This is a genomic window from Psychromonas aquimarina ATCC BAA-1526, from assembly GCF_000428725.1.
GTDB classification, from domain to species: Bacteria; Pseudomonadota; Gammaproteobacteria; order Enterobacterales; family Psychromonadaceae; genus Psychromonas; species Psychromonas aquimarina.
On sequence record NZ_AUAM01000011.1, the window covers coordinates 131,188 to 150,629 of the forward strand.

At 45.5% G+C, this 19,442-nt stretch carries 16 protein-coding genes; 4 read left to right on the plus strand and 12 right to left on the minus strand.

Annotation, left to right across the window (positions count from 1 at the left end):
• The first annotated feature begins 23 nt into the window (after window positions 1-23).
• On the plus strand, window positions 24-689 hold the full coding sequence (locus tag G337_RS0104215; RefSeq protein ID WP_028862765.1) for a Crp/Fnr family transcriptional regulator: 666 nt from the start codon (window positions 24-26) through the stop codon (window positions 687-689).
• Window positions 690-719: 30 nt separating this feature from the next.
• Here the strand turns inward: G337_RS0104215 and G337_RS0104220 are convergent, their stop codons facing one another.
• From G337_RS0104220 to G337_RS0104230, 3 genes are read right to left on the minus strand one after another with little or no spacing between them, the layout of a single operon-like run.
• The gene (locus G337_RS0104220; protein ID WP_028862766.1) at window positions 720-950 is read right to left on the minus strand and encodes a hypothetical protein; all 231 of its coding nucleotides are present in this window, start codon (window positions 948-950) and stop codon (window positions 720-722) included.
• Between the two features lie 15 nt (window positions 951-965).
• Window positions 966-1,574: a short chain dehydrogenase gene (locus G337_RS0104225; protein ID WP_028862767.1), complete on the minus strand. Its 609-nt coding sequence runs from the start codon at window positions 1,572-1,574 to the stop codon at window positions 966-968.
• A gap of 13 nt (window positions 1,575-1,587) precedes the next feature.
• Window positions 1,588-2,562 carry a haloalkane dehalogenase gene (locus G337_RS0104230; protein WP_028862768.1) on the minus strand — a complete coding sequence of 325 codons (975 nt, stop codon included), beginning with the start codon at window positions 2,560-2,562 and terminating at the stop codon, window positions 1,588-1,590.
• Between the two features lie 106 nt (window positions 2,563-2,668).
• On the opposite strand from G337_RS0104230, the gene G337_RS0104235 reads away from it, so the two are divergent.
• Window positions 2,669-3,520, plus strand: coding sequence for a LysR family transcriptional regulator (locus G337_RS0104235; RefSeq protein ID WP_028862769.1), 852 nt, complete (start codon window positions 2,669-2,671; stop codon window positions 3,518-3,520).
• A gap of 126 nt (window positions 3,521-3,646) precedes the next feature.
• On the opposite strand, the gene G337_RS0104240 is transcribed toward G337_RS0104235, so the two are convergent.
• The 4 genes from G337_RS0104240 to G337_RS0104255 form a co-directional block, all read right to left on the minus strand.
• Window positions 3,647-4,852, minus strand: coding sequence for a hypothetical protein (locus tag G337_RS0104240; protein WP_028862770.1), 1,206 nt, complete (start codon window positions 4,850-4,852; stop codon window positions 3,647-3,649).
• A 12-nt stretch (window positions 4,853-4,864) separates the two neighbouring features.
• Window positions 4,865-5,689: an outer membrane lipoprotein-sorting protein gene (locus G337_RS0104245; RefSeq protein ID WP_028862771.1), complete on the minus strand. Its 825-nt coding sequence runs from the start codon at window positions 5,687-5,689 to the stop codon at window positions 4,865-4,867.
• A gap of 17 nt (window positions 5,690-5,706) precedes the next feature.
• Window positions 5,707-8,052 (minus strand): efflux RND transporter permease subunit, encoded by a 2,346-nt coding sequence (locus G337_RS0104250; RefSeq protein WP_028862772.1) that lies wholly within the window; start codon window positions 8,050-8,052, stop codon window positions 5,707-5,709.
• 86 nt (window positions 8,053-8,138) lie between these two features.
• Entirely contained in the window at window positions 8,139-8,420 is a 282-nt protein-coding gene (locus G337_RS0104255; protein WP_028862773.1) for a hypothetical protein, read from the minus strand.
• A gap of 159 nt (window positions 8,421-8,579) precedes the next feature.
• Between G337_RS0104255 and G337_RS0104260 the strand changes: the two genes are divergently transcribed.
• Window positions 8,580-9,473 carry a LysR family transcriptional regulator gene (locus G337_RS0104260; RefSeq protein WP_028862774.1) on the plus strand — a complete coding sequence of 298 codons (894 nt, stop codon included), beginning with the start codon at window positions 8,580-8,582 and terminating at the stop codon, window positions 9,471-9,473.
• A gap of 105 nt (window positions 9,474-9,578) precedes the next feature.
• Here G337_RS0104260 and G337_RS0104265 read toward each other — a convergent pair whose 3' ends face one another.
• The 5 genes from G337_RS0104265 to G337_RS0104285 all read right to left on the minus strand — a co-directional run bounded on the left by G337_RS0104265 (window position 9,579) and on the right by G337_RS0104285 (window position 15,972).
• Entirely contained in the window at window positions 9,579-10,157 is a 579-nt protein-coding gene (locus G337_RS0104265) for a DJ-1/PfpI family protein (RefSeq protein WP_028862775.1), read from the minus strand.
• 56 nt (window positions 10,158-10,213) lie between these two features.
• A complete protein-coding gene (locus G337_RS0104270) occupies window positions 10,214-11,176 on the minus strand; it encodes a sugar kinase (RefSeq protein ID WP_028862776.1) in 963 nt (320 codons plus the stop codon).
• A 150-nt stretch (window positions 11,177-11,326) separates the two neighbouring features.
• Window positions 11,327-12,808: a DUF2264 domain-containing protein gene (locus tag G337_RS0104275; protein WP_028862777.1), complete on the minus strand. Its 1,482-nt coding sequence runs from the start codon at window positions 12,806-12,808 to the stop codon at window positions 11,327-11,329.
• Window positions 12,809-13,099: 291 nt separating this feature from the next.
• On the minus strand, window positions 13,100-14,704 hold the full coding sequence (locus tag G337_RS0104280) for a sulfatase family protein (protein WP_028862778.1): 1,605 nt from the start codon (window positions 14,702-14,704) through the stop codon (window positions 13,100-13,102).
• 17 nt (window positions 14,705-14,721) lie between these two features.
• A complete protein-coding gene (locus tag G337_RS0104285; RefSeq protein ID WP_028862779.1) occupies window positions 14,722-15,972 on the minus strand; it encodes an anaerobic sulfatase maturase in 1,251 nt (416 codons plus the stop codon).
• Between the two features lie 262 nt (window positions 15,973-16,234).
• On the opposite strand from G337_RS0104285, the gene G337_RS0104290 reads away from it, so the two are divergent.
• A complete protein-coding gene (locus G337_RS0104290) occupies window positions 16,235-19,303 on the plus strand; it encodes a chondroitinase family polysaccharide lyase (protein WP_028862780.1) in 3,069 nt (1,022 codons plus the stop codon).
• Window positions 19,304-19,442 lie beyond the last annotated feature (139 nt).

Consider the following 19,442-nt stretch of genomic DNA (forward strand, 5'->3'; position numbering starts at 1 on the left):
AAAGGTATCTGCAGAGAAACGCTATGAACAAAGGGGAAATCTTAAACGAAGGCCTGGAGAGGCTCCGCCAGATAGCAAAGAGCGGAGAGTTTCGCACAGTCTATCTCGATAAAGATGACTACATCATCCGTCAGCACCAGGAGCTAAACGAAGTCTACTGGTTCGATGAAGTTCACTTTGTGGTAAACCATACTGCCCCTAATGGAAAAACACTCAGCATGGGCGAGTTCTTTATAGAGAACCATCTGACCGGTGAGATTGAGTTTTTCTCAGAAAAGCAGTGCCAGTTTGACGTGATCACCATGGCTCCCACTGAGATGATCGCCATTCCCAAAGAGCGTTTCACCGAAATCCTGCTATGCGAGGCCAAGGTCGCTTTCTGGCTCAGCCACAATATGTCCGGAATGTACCAGGAAACCATGGATATCGCGATTGAGCGCTCCCTTTATCCGCTTAAGTTCAATATTATCAACGATATTGTCAGAAACCACGCTTCAGCTGCCAGGCCGAAACGCCACAGCTACATGTATCAGGAAGCGCAGCGTTTTGGCTGTACAGAGCGCGCTTATACCCGGGTTATCAGTGAGCTTATTGATGAAGGCATGCTGACAAAAGGGCCGGATAACCGTTCGGTGATCCCGGTGGATATTGAGATGCTGGTGGAGTATATAGAGAGCTATCATCGCTAACACGGTAAAAACCGGATTCCGGGCTTCTATTTAACCGTCCTCAAGCGCTACATCGGCAATCATCTCACCGTTTCGCTGCACTTTCAGGCGTTGATAGATTTTATTTGGCAGCGGCAAAGTCAAAGACGCGGTGATCTGTATTACCGGCGGCATGCTGGTGATGGCTGGTGTAGGCGGTGCCGGACAGAGTCGGCAGGTCGAATAGAGATATAAAAGCCCTGTGAACAGGGCTTCTTTGTTTAATTTAAAACCTATTGGCAATAAGCAGATTTCTCCTTACTCATATTTCCCCTCTACAGCATGAAATACTTTACCGCTGCTTTGACCTGCGATACTGGCCTGATAATACGAAGCTACATCTTCTGCCGCAATCCCGGCAGTGCTGTCCATCCCCAAAAGTTCCATGGTTTCTTTAACGAAACCAGGACTCACTGCGTTAATTCTTTTATCATCTTTAAGCTCTAATGCAGCCGCTGCAGTAAAGGCATTAACCGCAGCACAGCCCATACTGATCGCAGCAGTTCCCGGTTTAGGCTTAACCGCTGACTCACCAGATGTCAGGGTAATCGATCCGCCGTGATTAAGATAATCCAAACCTATGCGTACCAGGTTTACCTGCCCCATCACTTTATTTTCCAGTACCATTTGATACCCCGAGTCAGGCGTCTCCTGCAGACTGCCCATTTCACCATTACCCGCCATGCTGATAATGGCATCAACCCTGCCGCTCTGCTCAAAAAGGTCTTGAATAGATTCCTTGCTTTCAATATCCACCGTTAAGCCGCCGCTGCTGTGGCCTACGGCGATCACTTCGTTATCCCGGCTTAATAAATTAACCACAGCCTGACCAATAATACCGTTTGCACCTACTGCTAAAATTTTCATCTGTTTTCCTCTGTTAAAACCGGGTTTGTTGTAACCAGCTGATCAATAAAGAAGCCAGCTGCGGGGACTGATCTTCCTGTAAGAAGTGCGAGGCGTTTTCTATGGTTTTATGCGGCTGCCCCTGTGCACCTTTAAAATTATTTTGAAATTTTTTGTCATAGCCCTGATCAGCCAGAAAGGGATCTTTATCGCTGAACAGAGTCAGCACAGGTTTATGCCACTGTTTGAGTTTTGACCAGTCGGCATTAACAGCATCCAGTTCAGAGGCAACAATCTCCGGCATCTTTCTTGGTGCGGCATAATATTCAGCAGTAGGGAAAGGTGCATCATAAGCGAGCATTTCAGCTGAGCTTAACTCTCTGGTGGTCAGCGTTTGAATGATTTGACCTATCTGCAGCTGCCCGGCATGTCTGAAATAACCGGCCCAGTTACCGTAATTAATATTAGCGGCAAATTTTTCCAGACTTGGTTTACCGGCAAAAGCAGCCAGCAGCTTCAGTATTTTCGGCACCATAAATTTTTCCAGCCCGCTCATTTCCGCCAGCGCAGTATTAGAAACTACCAGACGATCTAACCACTGCGGCTCCTGTGCCAGCACTCGTAAGCCGATCATGCCTCCCCAGTCCTGAAAAAAAGCAGCCGCATGTTTAATACCCAGCTGCTGTACAAAACTGCGCATCCACTTCACCTGATCTGCATAGGTATGACTGTCCGAGCTGACAGGTTTATCTGATTTGCCGAAGCCGATTAAATCCGGGGCAATAACACGGTAACCGGCATTAACTAAAAGAGGGATCATATGCCGGTAAAGGTAGCTCCATGAAGGCTGACCGTGAAAAAGAAAAATAACTTTATTACTGTTTTTCCCTTCATCAAGATAATGCATACGCATACCGTCTACCTGCATATAGTTGGCTTCAAAGGGATAATCACTCAGGCCTTGAAAAGCCTGTTCGGGTGTCCTCAGGGTATTGCTTTTTAAATTCATTAGACTGCCTTATTTAATGACATTTGACTGCTTAAATACACTTTAGGACAATAGATGGTCAGAAAAAAGCATAGCTTTTAGTACATCACGGTCATATAATTTGACTATGGTGAATTTAGAACATTTACAGGTTATTGAGACGATTTGTGCGGAAGGCAGCTTTCAAAAAGCCAGCGAAAAACTGCATAAAGTACGTTCGGCTGTCTCCTATTCAGTAAAACAGGTAGAAGCCTATTATGATATTGAAATCTTTAACCGCAAAACCTACCGGCCTGAGCTCACTGCGGAAGGAAAAATTCTGATTGTACAGATCCGCCGTCTCTTGAAACAGGCTGGTGAATTTGAGACCTTTGTTAATGAAATGAAAGGGGTAAATGAAACGGAGCTAAGGCTGGGTGTGAATTCGACTTTTCCATTAGATAAAATTACCGGCTTATTAACCTCCTTAAAACAGGAATTTCCCAACACCACAATTCATCTTGAAATTGAAGTCGCTTCCGGTGAAAGAATGCTGCTGGATAAAAAAGTCGATATTGCTATTTATGGTGCGCCCAGCCGCAGCAAAGCGATTGATTATAAACAGATTGACAGCATCAGTATTCCGCTGCTTATTTCTAAACAGCTGCCTTTAAAGAGTACTGAAAATGTGACTGAAAGCGATCTGGCGGCTTACCCGCAGGTCATTGTTAAGTCTTCAGACGGTCAGTCCCCGGATACAGACATTATTGATCAAACACTGAAATGGTATGTAACTGATCTGCACACTAAAAAAAACTTAATCACTGCCGGGCTCGGCTGGGGCAGACTGCCGCTGCATTTCGTTGAGAAAGAGATACAAAATAAAGAATTAATCTGCCTGGATACGCTGGGGGATATTAATTTACCCGTCTGCATCGCCAAGCTGAAAAACACAGTACTCGGGCCGGTCGCCCTTAAAATATGGAACCACTTCCTATAGGAAAATAGTTTATTCTTACTATCCTGAAAATCTAAAACAAAAAAGCCTGCAGCAGCATCTGTCAGAGCAGATCCAGATCACTGCCAATAACTTCCCAGATACTACTGCTGACCTTTTCTTTTAAATTTAAAAATACCAGTCTAAAGAAACCTGTAAATGATCATCATCTTTCAGGCTGTACAATTGATCTGTATATTCACTACTCTGCAGCATCCTGAAATCCAGATTTGCTTTAAAACTGTCACCGAAACGACGGCTTGCTTCAACTAAAATACTGAAGGCGTTATGATCTAAATCAGTGCTGAATCCCATTAATACCTCGCTGTCCTGCATGTCGTTAAATGCGATACGGCTGCCCAGAAACAGATCATTTTGAACATTCGCTCCAGCCGAAGCTCCCGCTTCTCCACGAGAATCCCAGCCGTATTCCATTAACAAGCCTAGATCTGTAAATGAATCAAAAACACCTACATAAGTATATTCAAAGCCTGCCTGTACAGCCCCGAAGTCTTCGGCTTTGGTGCTGCGGTATATTGACTCAAATTTCCATAACCAGTCATCTATGGTAGCCTGAACATCAATGCCAAGCTGATCCATCTGATTATAATACTGCCGCAATACCAGCGTTTGCCCGTTTTGAGCGGGTGTCAACAGCGGATCACGGTTAGTACCATGAAACCAGTAACTTCCGATATCAAAATCACCCAGAACATGCGACCAGCGGGCGGCAAAATCTATATGCTTATCTTCAGCAGATGATTCATAGCTTACATTGTTTTTATCAACCACCAGCGGACCACGTAAACGCCCTTCTTCACCAGGAAATGTTCTTTCACGAAATCCCGGCAGCAGGTATAAATCGATAATTCCCCAGTCCCTAACCAGGGACAGATTAAGCATCTGCTGACCAAGTTTATCTTCCCCGTCAAAACCTTCAACACCATCAGTTTGATTAATCACATCAACCAGATGCTGAAACTCGGTCACTCCCCAAAACTCCTTACGTATGCCGGCTCTGAATTCCCAGTCATCTCCGACATGTATATAAAACAACTCGCGAATATCACCATGAGTCCGCTGCTCATCTTGAGCATCGAAACGATAAAACGGCGTGAATACCAGACTGTCGACGCCGTCATTCCAGTTCCAGGTAAATTCAGGCTCTACAGAGAAAGAGGTCTGCCAGTGTTCAAACTGCTCCTCGTACTGCCCGCCTGCAAAAAAATAACGCTCTTCTATACCTATTTTCCCCGAGTACTCGAACTCAGATGCAGATATATTAAAAGCCAGCAGCAGAGCGGCCGCTGCTGCCTTTTTTGTTAAAAAGTTCATTGACATAGCGGCTTACCGAGTCCTTTTCAATGCATTGCGGTTGAAGTCACCTTCGCTTAAGCCGTTGTTAAACGTGTAGTTATTCCATATTAACTCGGTACTTTTACCATTTTGATGATTAATCATCTGCATGCTGCGGGCACGCCAGAATTTACCGCTATACTGCTGATAATCGACATAAGTTAAGGTTTTCAACAGTGAATTTTTACGATCGTAATAATCGATCTTGTGCACCAGGTATTCCTGCTGATCAATCCAGACGACACGACGAGTGTAACCAGAATTTTCATCAACGGGGAACTGCTCCACCTTAAAGAAGTCTTTAGCTGCAATTTTCTCATTACCTAAATACTTATAGCTGTATTTTTCGACTTCAAAGGAGCTGAAGTCTTCAAATGAAAATTCAGAGCCCATAAACGGGCCCGATTTATTACGTGATGAGATACGCTTTACACGCTTTAAAGAAGGCAGATATAACCATTGATCATCTGCTTTTTCAGCATGTGAATAACTCAAAAATGCAGAGCCTTTCACATCCTTCGGTTTATTAAATACCGTAAGACTTTTATCACCGTCCCCCAGCTGCTCCAGTGATTTGATTTTAATTTCACGCACGCTCTCCTGCCCCTGCTCATTGCGTAAAATCATCAGCATATCTGCTTTACTGTCACCCCAGCCGCTGTCTCTGTTTTTAACCTCTACAGAAATATCCAGACCTTTCCGGCGCGCATTCTTTTCCTGATCGGTTTCCTGCTGGGAAACTGCAAAACTGCTCAGGCTCGCCGCAGCCAGCAGCGTCGTGATTAAAACTGTTTTCAAACGTCCTTGATATAACATAATTTTCTCCAATATTTTTATAATGTCGGCTGACTAGGTGCGGGTAATTCAACGGCATCGCTGCTATGCGCTGCTTTTCTATTTTTCATGTTGTCCAAAGCGATAAGCAGAGGCGGTAAAAACAAGAAATCAATAATCAGTGCGGCTAAAATGGTGATCGCGGTTAACATGCCCATATCACCGTTCAATTTAAAACTGGACTGTGCCAGCACTGTAAATCCAGCGACTAATACCAGGGTAGTTATCCATAGCGCTCCCCCCACATGAGCAAAGGCATAATGGACAGCGTCGGCCGCATCGCTGTTGTTATTTCTGCGGGCGTGCAGGTATTTACTTAAGAAATGCACGGTATCATCTACAACGATACCCAGAGTCATACCTATCACCATAGACAGGCTCATGCCTATCTGACCGTTGATTAACGCCCAGATACCAAAGGCTACCGCCGCCGGCAGTAAGTTTGGTAACAGACTGATCAAACCGTAACGCCAGCTCTTTAAAGCAAAGCCTAAAATAATTGAAATAACGATCAGCGCGGCGACAGTGCCGACTAAACTACTGACTATGCTTTTCTGACCAATATGGGCAAACATAAAACTTGGACTGGCAGTATCCAGCTCATACTGAGGTGCATTACTTTTAAACCAGGCTTCCAGTCTCTCGCCAAGCTCAATCTGCTGGCTGCTGGTTAAATTTTTAAAGGTAGCAATCAGTTTGGTGGAAGATTTATCCACGTTCAGCTGCGTATTTAAATCCAGTCCGTAGGGCAGGGACATTTCATACAATAATAAATACTGGGCGGCCATTTCCTGCGTTTCCGGCAGTTTGTACCAGGCAGGATCATCCCCATGCATATTTTTATTCAGACGTTTAAGAACATCAGTAAGGGTATTAACATGATCTGTTTCCTTCTGCCCCCGCAGCCAGTCACTAAACTGATCAACAGTTTTCAAAAACTGCGGATCATTAATACCGCCGGCGCGGCCCGATTTAACCGACAACTCTAACAGTGTCAGACCGGACAAATTTTCCTGCATGTAATCGGTAGCGCTTCTGAAGGGAACACTACTGTCAAAGTATTTTACAAAGTCATCATTTATTTCATTCTTGGGAATAAAGACAGCCAGAACAATTACACAAACACTGATCACAGGTAACAGCAGGCGGCGTTTAGTAATCACCAGATCAGCCAGTCGAGCCATATTATTTTTCTTACCCTCTGCCTGAACTTTTACTCGTATCGGCAGCACAGACAGTAACGCAGGGAAGATCGTTATTGAGAAAATAAATGCCAGCATGGCCCCCATAGCCACAATATTACCTAAGTCCCGATAAGGGGGAATCTCAGAGAAATTCATACTTAAGAAGCCTATTGCCGTGGTAATACTAGTCAGAAACACAGGCTGCAGATTAATCTTTAAACTTTTTTGAATAGCGGAGGCTTTATCGGCCCCATGGCGCATTTCATAGAACATAGACGCTAAAATATGGATGCAGTCGGCGACTGCCAGGGTCAGGATAATCGTCGGTGCAGACGCAGATGCGCCGCTGAGAAAGAACCCCATCCAGCCGGCTAATCCCATGGCCCCGGCAATGCTCATAACAACAACCAGTACTGTCGCAAAAGTGCCTGAAATGGTTCTTAATAAAAACCCTATGGTGATCACCACAATTAAAAACATTGCAGGTACCAATGTGGAGCCGTCCTCTAGAGAGGACTCAGCAAAAGCATTGTTCAACATCACCATGCCCGATAGGTAAACCTGCGATCCGGGATTCTGAGCAATAAAGTCATCTTTAAGTTTACGCACATAACCGGCAACCTGCGGCACTTCAGCTGCAGGATCTAATCCCGGCAGTTTCACTGAGACATCAACAACTGAAACATGTCCGGATGCAGAGACAATCTTGTTAACCAGCTGCGGTTCATTTACCGCAGCCTGCTTAATCCGGCTGATATCTGAGGCACTTAAATTTTGTGCATCCATCACCAGATCTTCAACAATCAAGTCGTCTTCTTCGGCATAGGTATATTGAAAATTAGTTAATGAATTAACCCGAGTTGAGTAGGGGATCTGCCAGCTCGCTTTAGTCAGTTTTTTCAGCCCGGCAAGATGCTCCCTGGTAAACACATCGCCCTCTTTTGGAACAACAATAAAAGTGACATTGTCACTCTTACTGTAAATTTTCTGCATGGATTCATATGCAGTTAACTGCGGATTACTTTCATCAAAGAAAATACGGTAATCACTTTTAAAGACCAGCTTCTGTGCACCGGAAGCCGCTAATATGGTAAAGGCCAGAAATGCCAGTATCACCCATACAGGGTGCCTGGCGGCAAAGCCGAAAAATTTATCGATCATGATTTCTCCAATAATGATTTTTTTGTTTGATTAATAAGTACGGCTGAAAGCGGCTGCTTTGCCGTCTAAAATGGTTAGCAAAGCAGTTAAGATGGAACTGCAGAATCAGCGCTGTAGTAATTTACTAAGGGCACAGGCCGAGGGGCTGCTGTGTAGTGGATTAAACTGTTCAGGAAACAGAGTGCAGCTTTGGCTGCATGTATGAGGTCTGCTGCCGGCAGCTCAAGGGAACTGACTTCAAAGTCGGCCTGTAACAGTACGGAACCGACATCGGTAAGGTGATTTTTCTGCGCTGCTTCAGGCGCTGGTACGCCGATATTCGCAGTGGCATTGATGCTTAGGTTGTTAACCTTCTTTTCAATATTCATTTCCATTTCCCTTGGCTTTCAGATTTTCCTTTTATTTAATTTAACACCTTCAAATAAAACACAGAACTGCCTATAATTGCTGATTGCCATTCCGTTTTTGCACCATCAGAGAAGGCAGACAGCGTGAGTTTCAATTAGATGACAAGGATGGAGATATAGATGAAGGTATTTGAATGGGATGACCTGCGCGTTTTTTTAGCTGTTTTGCGGGGTCGTTCCATACGTTCGGCCTCCAGATTAATGGGTGTAAGTCATTCAACTGTATCGCGGCGGCTGCAGGCTATGGAGTCGCAGTTAGACTTGAAACTTTTTGTCCGCCTGCCGGAAGGATTTGTTTTAACCGAAATGGGAGAAGCTTTAGTAGAGCGGGCCGAGCGGGTTGAAAGTGAAATTCTCAGTATGGAGCGTGAGATTTTCGGCCGTGATGCATCTTTATCCGGCCTGATTCGTATTTCCATGGCGCCGCATGTAGCGCAGCATCTGGTGATGCCACATATTGCCGAATTCAGCGCACTATACCCGGATATAGAGCTCGAGATTGACGCTACCTATGAAGTCGCAGACCTAAGCCGGCGCAATGCTGATATCGCGATCCGATTTCAAAAAGAGCCGGATGACTACCTGACAGCTCATCGGCTGCCGGATTTTGCCAGTGCTGTTTATGCTGCGCCCGACTACATTGCCTCACACAGCTTTAACGGCCGGGAGCCCAGCGGACACTGGGTTGGATGGGCACCTAAAGAAACTGTCGCAGCCTGGAACCGCGATTCACCGTATGCTAACTGTAAGGTACAGCATTGTGTATTAGATCCCTATTCTCATCTTCAAGCCGTAAAATCAGGGCTGGGAATTTCAAATCTTCTCTGCTTTATCGGCGATACTGAACCGGGACTGGTTCGTCTACCTGGTCAAACTAAGTTAAAATTCATGCCGGCCTGGATACTGACCCATCCGGATCTAGTTTCAACGGAACGTGTGCGCGTATGTGTGCGTTTTCTGCTTGAAGCAATATCCAAGCATGAGCAGCAGCTTCGCGGACAGATGGTGTCCTGAACAATAGCGCAGTAACAGTACGGCCTATTATGCTGGCGGAGAAGTTAGTCGCACTAAAAAAGCCCTGTCAACAGGGCTTCTTTGTATAATTTACACTAGCAGCAGTTAAAGCGGCCAGTGATCAAAATAGATATGATCCGCCTGCCAGTCGACCTTATCCGGATTATCTGTCAGGAGCATTTTAGCCACAGTAAAGGCAAACTCAAAGCTGACTCCTAAACCTTTACCGCTGATAAAGTTACCGTCAATAACCACTTTCTGATCCAGGAAGTTACCGTCACTGAACTTCTTATTAAGGCCCGCACCTGTGGTGTAGTTACGCCCTTCCAGTAAATTATGCGCGGCTAATACTTTCGCGCCTGATGAACACAGTGCACAGATATATTTCTGCTGCTCAATATGTTTTTTAAGGAAATCAATCACCATTGTATTGGTTGAGAGATTATCAGTGCCTTTCGGACCGCCCGGCATCATCACTGCATCATAGGTCTGATTATATTTATCTTTAAGGGTGTAATCGGCACTGATACGCGTTTCAAAATAGGTTTCCAGTGCAGTAGTCTGCATGCACGACAGGACATCCACTTTAATATCTAAGCGGCGCATAATATCAATAAATACAACAGCTTCACCCTCTTCAAAGCCATCAGCCAGCAGCACTGCTACATGTTTTACCATTGTCATCATTTCTCCTAATCTTTAATCAGTTCAGCAGCTGCAGAAAAAGCAGCCGCCGTTGTTTATTCATCATTTTTAGTTCTCATAGAATCTGTCAGGTGACTTGTATGCTCATTAGAAACAATCGCCCCTTTGTGCTGAATCACCTGTGCAGCTAAGCTGTTGCCCCAGTAACAGCATTCCGCCATATCCATACTGGCGCACCAGGCGGCCAGGTAGGCTGCATTAAATGAATCACCGGCAGCCGTTGTATCAACAACATTTTCAACACTGTCTCCGCAAACAAAACCGTGCTGGTTATTCTGCGACCACATAGCGCCGTCGGCACCGAGTTTCACCACCACCTGCTTAATACCTAAATCATGTAGACGCTGCGCAATGTCTCCCGCATGTAAGTTCTTCCGGTCCAGCAGCAGTTCTTCATCATCAGCAGTCACTAAGGCAATATCGCTCAGCTGATAAAGTTTATCTAACCACTCGCGGGCCTCTGCCGCATCAGACCATAAACGCGGGCGGTAATTTGAATCCACCGCGATTTTTACACCCTGTGCTTTCAGCTCCGCTAATATCTTTAACAGCTGCGTTTTGCCGGCTTTGGGTAAAACAGCTAAGGAGATACCGGAAAGATAAATAAGGTCGGCATCCGCCAGGCTGGTCATTTTCGAAACGAAATCCGGGTGCTGACACATATAACGGGCAGCTGAATCATTGCGCCAGTAGTGAAAACTGCGCTCGCCAAAATCATCAGTCTCAATGGCATACATACCGGGTAATTTATGAGGGTAGGTCATCACCAGAGAAGTATTAATACCTTCATGCTGCCAGTGATAAATCATACCGCGGCTGTAATTATCCGTGCCTAAAGCCGTTATATAATAAGGGTTAAGAGAAGGCAGCAGGCGCGATAAATACACTGCTGTATTTAAGGTGTCACCGCCGTAATTCTGAGCCTGAGCTTCAAATACCCGGCCGCTCAGTTCAATCATGCATTCGCCGATAACGGCAATTTTTCTGTTTTTTCTCATTGCAGGGTTACTCACTGAGTATTATTAAGAGTATCTATAAAAACGAATAACGGAAGTATACAAAACTACAAAGACCTTCACTAGCTTTCAGTTGCTTTTACCGCAAAAGAAAATGAAACAGATCGATCTGTATCACATAACCCTTTGTAATCAGAAAAAATGGCTCATTTTCGATGAATAACAGGTTACTCCCTTGCGCAGCAGATTATTTTTAGGTCTCTTCGCCCGGCCGGTTATTTTTTCAGATAAACAGTCTACCCAGGTTGGTTTAATTAACCGCCGTAATAACGGCGACTGCAGTTCGGTGTATTCACTTTGGAAAATCACCACAACTTCCTGAGTAGCCGCCGTACCCATTACCCGTGCCTGAATAGTAGGAAGCGCAAAGGAAAAATCTTCCTGTTCAACCGGCAGCGGAGTTTCCTGCGCCTGCCATAAACCGCTTCTGTCACCGCAGTAAACAGCGATATTTAATGCGCGTAATGACCAGAAACTACTGGCCGGACCGCTGTAGTTGTCCACCAGGCGTACATCATCATCAAATAACCCCTGTGTCGGAGCACCGTTAACAAATGCGCCGTTAGCAATGAAATAACGCAGATTACAATGAAATGCACGCCGTGCTTCTCCGGCAGTCAGCGCATCTGAGCCCTGATCCACAGCAGCCAGCAGCGGTGCAGAAGCGGCCAGGCGATAACAGGCGCTGCGCCCGAAAAACGGCATGCCCTGCGGGGTGAAAAAATAACGGTATCCGGCGGCAAAATCACTCAGTGACTGGTGAATAAACTGTCTGTCTAAGTGCGGATCAATCTGATCTAACCAGTACAGGGAATAAAAAAATCCCCATGCATTGTAATAATCATAATTGCCTTTGGCGCCGTCTCTGAACCAGCCGTCACCCACATAAAACTCTTTTACGCGCTGATATTTTGTCTGATCAACGCAGTCTTCTCCGGTTAAGGATTTAATAACAACCTGCACCGTAAGCGGGAACAGATGCCAGTTGTTATCCACTGTCTGACAGTGATTGACCTGTTTGAACCAGCTGAGCACCTGTGTCTGCTGCCCGCAGTTAAAACTGTCCCAGACCTGCTCTTTAGAAAGCCATAAAACCAGTGCTAAATCAGCACTTTCACATACCCGCTGATCATAATCATGAAGCTCTCCCCAGTAACCTGGGTGCTCCGGATCTGTACCGGCGAGAAAAGCCTGCTTCAGTATTTTTACAACATCAATAACGCTGCCGTCCAGGCCTTTAAGCACATGACCTTCTCTGCCGTTAGCATGCAGCCAGACAGCCAGTGTCGGCAGCACCCGGCTGACTCCTTCAAGTGCATCGGTTCTTGCTGTCTGCTGACTTGGCCGTCCGGGATAATAAGCATGGCTGTAGTCCCACAGCGCATAATGATTAAATGCTTCAGCAACATAACTGACCAGCTGCTCACACTGATATTTTAAGTCCTGCTGATCCCGCTGAAATAAATCGCGGATCTGTTGATCATGCTTATTATAAGCAGGTTTACGATTTTTTAAGCGGATTATATTTTCTTTAAAAAGTTTAAAATACATTCCGGCATCTGGGTGTTCATAGGGGATTTTTGGTCTTGGTGCCGCGCTGATTATTTTACTCATAAATTAATCTCGAACTTCATGGTGTCGAAGTGAAAAAAAAAAGCACATAGGGTCCAATACCTGTGTGCTTGAAAGCCGGATGCAGATCAGCATCCGGCGGCAGGTATTTGTTACCTGCTGTTCAGTGGTCATAGCAAACTGATTAAGTAGATGGTCAGTTTTAGGCGTAGGAAAAATCAATACTAGCAAGGCATTAATTGATGTAACTAGTTATTCTAATTACGAAATTAATAACGAAGATAGAATTGATTTTAACCAGCATAAAAGAGCAGATACTTATTCAGATTGGTATCATTCCGCCGCTGAATCGGTTATTACTTTATAACGATCCTGGCCCCAGGCAATCGGTGCAGGTTTGTCTTTTACCCAGGCGTAAAATGCTTTTCTCAGCTCTTTCACTTTTTCCGGATATTTTTCAGCTAAGTTAATTGATTCAGCCGGATCTTTTGAGTAGTTATATAGTTCAAACTCAGCATTGCCGTCATCGTAATAATGCAGCGACCAGTTCTGATCTTTTATCGCCCATTCACCTTTAGAGTGTTTTTCAATATACGGGCTAGGTTTAAACTCCTGCTCTTCAAAAGAGATCCATTTCCAGTAATGATTCCAGAACTCGCCGCTTTCAGGTGAATAATGAAAAGCACGAGGACCGGCCCAGTACAGGTATTTATGCGGTTCCTGCTTTTTACCTTGAAGCAGAGGCATAATATTCTGACCGTTAACATCCATCTCACTCGGGATGTCAATATCAGCAGCCGCCAGTGCAGTCGGCAGAATATCCATCGCAGAGATCATAGTGTTGTTTACCTGACCTTCCGGCAGCTTACCTTTCCAGTGCGCAACAAACGGAACATGCACACCGCCGCGGTAACGCGTGCCTTTAAACGCACGATCCATACCGTTCATCGGCATTGGAGATTCGAATACCGCCCCGTTGTCAGACAGGAAGAAGATAAGTGTATTTTCATACTCTCCCATCTCTTTGAGCTTATCTATAATCCTGCCGATACCTTCATCGGAGGCATTAACATGCGCGTAATATTTATCAACTTCAACATTACCGGTATCAAAACGGTCCATATATTTGGCTGGTGCAGGCTGCTCCAGAGGAATATGAGGAACGCTGAACGCAAGGTTTACAAAGAAAGGTTTATCACCGGATTTTTCAATAAACTTAATTGTTTCATCGGTTAAGTTATGAGTGATATAACCCGGCGACGGTACATTTTTACCGTTTTGGAATACCGCAGGAGAGTTGTATAAAGCCACACCCGAAGCGTAATAACTGTATGAGTAGTCAAAACCACGATCTTCCGGCCCGAAGCCTTCTTCAGCAAATGAAACTTCATTTTCATGGTAGTCACGGCTGCGTGTATTTTCCGGCACTAACTCTTTACGTACCTTAGCATTATGCCATTTACCGATATTAGCCGTGGTATAACCATTTTCATTCATCAGCTCAGGCAGTAATTTGATATCCAGAGGAATACCCAGTTTGGCATCATCATTACTGTAAGTACCAAAGCTGTGCGGGTTACGGCCGGTCATCATACCAGCACGTGACGGACCGCAGACCGGTGTCGCCACGTAGGCATTGGTCATTCTGATACCTTCATTTGCCAGCTCAGTTACATTAGGCATAGAACGTTTCGCCGCATCGTACAGCGTATCGAAGTCTCCTTCATAACGCACCGGCACAGGACGCTTCTGGAGCGTTTCTTTATCAACCTGATCGAGCATAAAGTCCAGTTGTGCAGTGCCGAGATCATCCATAACAATCAGCAGGACGTTGGGTTTTTCTGCATCTTTGGCGGCAAAAGCCGTCACCGGTGCAGCAGCGCAGGATGCTGCGATCAGCCCGGCCAGCAGCGTTTTCTTTGAGGTAAATCTTTTCATTGTTACTCCTGTTGATTTTACTTGCTTGGTTTTAAATTTGCGATGACCGGCATTACGTCCGCAGCTAAACCGCCGCGCTTAATTTCCTGGGTCATCAGATGCATAGCTGTGGTGGTGTGTTTAAAAATGCGCTGGTATGAAGGGCATAAATAGTTGTGCTTAAATTTTTCACCTTCAATAGAAGTGATACGGTGCTTAGGACAGCCGCCGTGACAAAGTGCCTGCACTTCGCAGCTCCGGCACCTGCTGGTTAAAGTCTTATATTTAGCTTCACCAAAACGTTTCTGCTGCTTGCTGACCGCCATTTTAGTTATATTATTCTGGCGGATATTACCTAGTTTATTAGCCGGATAAACATAATGGTCACAGGAGTAAAGATCGCCGTTAGCTTCAATAACCATTGCCTGGCCGCATTCACGCGACTGCACACAGACAGATGCGGGATAACCCATCCAGGTGGCGAGAATACTGTCAAACATACGCACGAATATTGTGCCGACATCTTCTTTAATCCACTCGTCAAAAACCTCGCTCATAAACTGACCGTATCCGTCAGCCGGCACTGAGAAATGAGTAAGTGACGGATCGGCAGAAGGTGAATAATGCCCGCTGTTTTTCTGCTGACAGCTTTGGTCAACTTCAACAATGGGAATAAACTGCAGATGCTTAGAGCCAAGTGATTTTAATAACTGATAGGTCTCTTTACCTTTATCCCAGTTCTGATCATTAATCACGGTTAAGGTATTAAATTCGACCTTATATTCAATCAATAACTCAATGGCACGTTTAACACGTTCAAAGGTCGGGTTGCCGTTCACTGAAATTCGGTATTTATCATGCACCTCAGGCGTACCGTCAATCGATACACCGATTAAAAAATTATTTTCCGCGAAAAACTGTGCCCACTGACGGTTAATCACAATGGCATTGGTTTGAAAGCTGTTGCTGATATTTTTTCCGTCGGCATACATTTTCTGATATTTAACCGCATTACGGTAAAAGTCTAATCCCGCGAGTGTCGGCTCACCGCCCTGCCAGGCAAAATCAATATCATCACTGTCTTGTGAGCGGATATAGTCGCGGACATAGCGCTTCAGCGCGGCTTCTGTCATATAACCGTGAGTTTTACTTTTCTGCTGCTCTGATATTTCCGGCAGGATCCCTTCTTTTTCAAGATAGAAACAATAATCACATTTCAAATTACAGTGATAGCTGGTCGGTTTAGCCATCATATGAAAACGAGCTTGTGGTAAATGTGAATTTGTCATAGCAGAACCTTTTGAATGCTTTCGTATTAACATACAACCAACTATACGTAAGTATTCGTAAGGATAAAATGACGACGATCACAAGTCTAAAAATGTAAAGATCAAAAATTAAGCGCACAAATAACGACCAGCTCAAAAAACATGAACAAAAGACAACGAAAGATCAACTTTACCGCGCAGTTGTGAATTTGATCAAAAAACCTTTCTTTAGCTTTCGATAAACTTTCGAAACTTTTTTACAACACAGAGAAGGGAAATATAAATGAGAGTTAGTCTGAATAAGTCATTAGTAGCATTAAGTGTTTTTGTTGCACTGTCAGCCTGCCAAAACGAAAGTGAGGTCGTAGATTCAGGAGATAATTCAAACCTTGAACCCGGCGGCTATATGTACTTTTTTGAACAGGGTGTGCCTGAGTCGATCACGACCTCCGGTTCCCAGGCATTAGCAGTCACTACAGAGCACTATAAAGACGGACAAAGCTCTCTAGAATGGGTTTTTGATGCACAAAGCCAGCTTACCTTTGATCAGGATATCGGTTATAAAAATGACGATGACGAGATCAGTCCTTATACCTTTATGGCCTGGATATATAACGAGAAAGCGGTTGATAAAGAGCTGACCTTTAGTTTCGGCACCGCAGGCTCAGAAGATGCTAACTTTAAATACTCCCTTGATTTCCAGGGCTGGCGAGGCATATCGGTTCCTTTTCGAGATATGGACGGCACTCCGGCAGAAGGTATGAATCAGATGGTAATTACTGCACCGGATGAAGCCGGAACCATACTGCTGGATCAGGTGATGATGTCAGTGCCCGTTGATAACCGCTACCCGACACCTGATTACCATCAGCCTTTTGTTAATCCGGGCGTGAAGGATATGGCCAGTAAAAACTGGACGGCACTGTTAATGTACGATCAGATGCTCCGCGAAGCACAGCCTGAATTTAATTTCGATACTGAATTTGACGATACTCAGGGAGACAGCGCCAGCCTGTATGTTAATTTTGATCATCATATCGGGGTCAATGAAAACAGCACCATCAGCCAGGAAAAAATTGATGAGAATCTTGCAAAATACACTGAGTTTGAGATCTCCTATAACCCGGACGGCACGGTCAAGGGTAAACCGCTGACTCACCCTAACGGTCAGAGTTTTCTAAAAACAGGTATTGTCAGTGACGAAACACTGGAGATGCTCCTGGATACAGAATCAATCAGAACACTGGGTCAGGCAATGAAGGACAGTGCCAAATATCTGCGCACTACTAATCTCTCCGCGGCAAACCGCGCCGCGCTGGAAAGTGTATTTCTTGATGCTACACGCTATGTGCTGACCCAGGGCTGGGAAGGAGGCTCAGGTTATCAGATAATTACTCATGTAGGTTATCAGACCCGCGAGTTGTTTGACGCTATGTTTGTCGCCCGTAATCTGCTGGCTGATAATCAGCTGCTTGAAGGTGCCCAGCAGTCGATGATGTGGTTCAATGCCGCCGGTCGAGTCTATGAACCCGGCGAAGAGATTAACTCTTCCAATGTAGATATCCTTAATACGCAGCTGCAGTGGATGATCAAAAGCTTCCTGTTATTACCCGATCAGGCAGAGCGTGAAGCGATGCTGACTCAACATCAGGAATGGTTAAGCAAAACACTGCTGACCTCCGACGGATTAGCCGGCGGGTTTAAAACAGACGGCTCTACTTTCCACCACTCACAGCATTACCCGGCTTATGGTAAAGACGCCTTCGGCGGTTTGTCCGGCGCCATTTACGGTCTTGGAGGCAGCCCTTTCCAGATCAGCGAAGAATCACACGAGCACACTAAAGATACCTTGATGACTATGCGTATTTATACCAAGGAGCTGATTACACCGATTGTATTAAGCGGCCGTCACCCCACCGGCGAGCAGAAAATCACTTCAACTCCTTTCAAATGGATGGCACTGGCCGGCTCGCCGGACGGCAGCGAAACGGTCGACTCCGAACTGGCGGCTGCTTATGCCAACCTGGCGAAACTGTCTGATTTTGAAGAAGTGGATGCAGAGGATGAACCTGTCGGTGTATGGGCGATGAATTATGCTTCAATGGCAATGGCCCGCGGTCAGAGCCCGGCCGACCACGAAATGTCCTGGCTGGCAACCGCACGCGGATTCAGCCGTTATCTGGTCGGCAATGAAACCTATGCAGCTAATAATCTCTACGGCCGTTATCTGCAGTACGGACAGCTGGAAATCACACCGTCAGATTTAGACAATCGGGCCTTCAGTCATGACGGCTGGAACTGGAATCAGTTCCCCGGCACCACCACGATTAATCTGCCTAACGAGCAGCTTCGGGCTGTATTAAACCAGCTGCCGGATGCCGGTGTTGAAGAGATGCTGTTATCCACAGAGACCTATTCCGGTGCCAACACCCTTGATAACAGCAATGCAATGTTTGCCATGAAACTGCACGGCCATAAAAAATATGAACAGCAGAGCCTGCGTGCCCGCAAGTCCTACTTTATGTTCGGCAATGAGATTATTGCCCTGGGATCCGGCATCCAGAACAGCGACAGCCAGCATCTTACCGAAACAACCCTCTTCCAGCACAGTGTTGCTGATCTGGAGCCGGTTGAGATCAATGATAATCCGGTCAACACCCTCGGCACAGAAGAGATCACGACTGAAGATGTCACCTTCCTGGATCCTGCCGGCAACCGCTATTACGTAACAGCAGGCGGAGACGAGCAGGTGCGCTTCACCTACCAGGAGCAGTCCTCTAATGCCCAGGGTGACGCTTCACCAACCAGCGGGTTGTTTGCAGCTGCAGTTATTGAGCATGGTACAGCACCAACCGACGGCCAGTATGAATACGCCATAAAAGTGGAGGCTCAGGATAATATCAAACCAGTCTACACGGTTCTGCAGCGCGATAATCAGGTACATGCGGTACGCAGTGCAGATAATGTTGAAGCTTATGCATTTTTTGAAGCAGCCTCAGGTGTTAACGGCGACTATATTACCGCTTCTAATACCCCTTCACAGGTAATGGCCAAATCTTTGTCTGCATCACAGCTGCAGTTAAGTGTGGTGAATCCTGACTTAGCAATATACAGCGGTCAGGATCCGGATCAGATTGATGAGAACGGCGAGCAGGTAGAGGTAAGCATCTACAGCCGTCCTTGGCGTTACGATCTGTCTCAGGTCATGACCACCACTGTCACCGTCAAGGGCCTGTGGGAGTTATCACTGCCTAACAGCAATGTTCAGACAGCAGTAAAAGGCGAAAATACCGATGTCACGGTAACCACCATTGATGCAGCCCCGCAGAAATTTGCCTTAACTAAAAAATAACCATTCAAAACTCAGTACCCGTTACAGCTTAGGCTGTAACGGTCATACCAATTCCATTAATTAGGTGATCTATTTAGGCGTAGGAAAAATGGATGAAAGCAAGGCGTTGATTGCAGTAACTAGTTATTCTAATTACAAA

Coding starts and splice junctions, on each gene's coding strand:
- G337_RS0104245 (WP_028862771.1), bottom strand. CDS start 5,689: ATGTTATATCAAGGACGTTTGAAAACAGTTTTAATCACGACGCTGCTG.
- G337_RS0104255 (WP_028862773.1), bottom strand. CDS start 8,420: ATGAATATTGAAAAGAAGGTTAACAACCTAAGCATCAATGCCACTGCG.
- G337_RS0104260 (WP_028862774.1), top strand. CDS start 8,580: ATGAAGGTATTTGAATGGGATGACCTGCGCGTTTTTTTAGCTGTTTTG.
- G337_RS0104270 (WP_028862776.1), bottom strand. CDS start 11,176: ATGAGAAAAAACAGAAAAATTGCCGTTATCGGCGAATGCATGATTGAA.
- G337_RS0104225 (WP_028862767.1), bottom strand. CDS start 1,574: ATGAAAATTTTAGCAGTAGGTGCAAACGGTATTATTGGTCAGGCTGTG.
- G337_RS0104250 (WP_028862772.1), bottom strand. CDS start 8,052: ATGATCGATAAATTTTTCGGCTTTGCCGCCAGGCACCCTGTATGGGTG.
- G337_RS0104240 (WP_028862770.1), bottom strand. CDS start 4,852: ATGAACTTTTTAACAAAAAAGGCAGCAGCGGCCGCTCTGCTGCTGGCT.
- G337_RS0104265 (WP_028862775.1), bottom strand. CDS start 10,157: ATGACAATGGTAAAACATGTAGCAGTGCTGCTGGCTGATGGCTTTGAA.
- G337_RS0104235 (WP_028862769.1), top strand. CDS start 2,669: ATGGTGAATTTAGAACATTTACAGGTTATTGAGACGATTTGTGCGGAA.
- G337_RS0104280 (WP_028862778.1), bottom strand. CDS start 14,704: ATGAAAAGATTTACCTCAAAGAAAACGCTGCTGGCCGGGCTGATCGCA.
- G337_RS0104290 (WP_028862780.1), top strand. CDS start 16,235: ATGAGAGTTAGTCTGAATAAGTCATTAGTAGCATTAAGTGTTTTTGTT.
- G337_RS0104285 (WP_028862779.1), bottom strand. CDS start 15,972: ATGACAAATTCACATTTACCACAAGCTCGTTTTCATATGATGGCTAAA.
- G337_RS0104215 (WP_028862765.1), top strand. CDS start 24: ATGAACAAAGGGGAAATCTTAAACGAAGGCCTGGAGAGGCTCCGCCAG.
- G337_RS0104230 (WP_028862768.1), bottom strand. CDS start 2,562: ATGAATTTAAAAAGCAATACCCTGAGGACACCCGAACAGGCTTTTCAA.
- G337_RS0104275 (WP_028862777.1), bottom strand. CDS start 12,808: ATGAGTAAAATAATCAGCGCGGCACCAAGACCAAAAATCCCCTATGAA.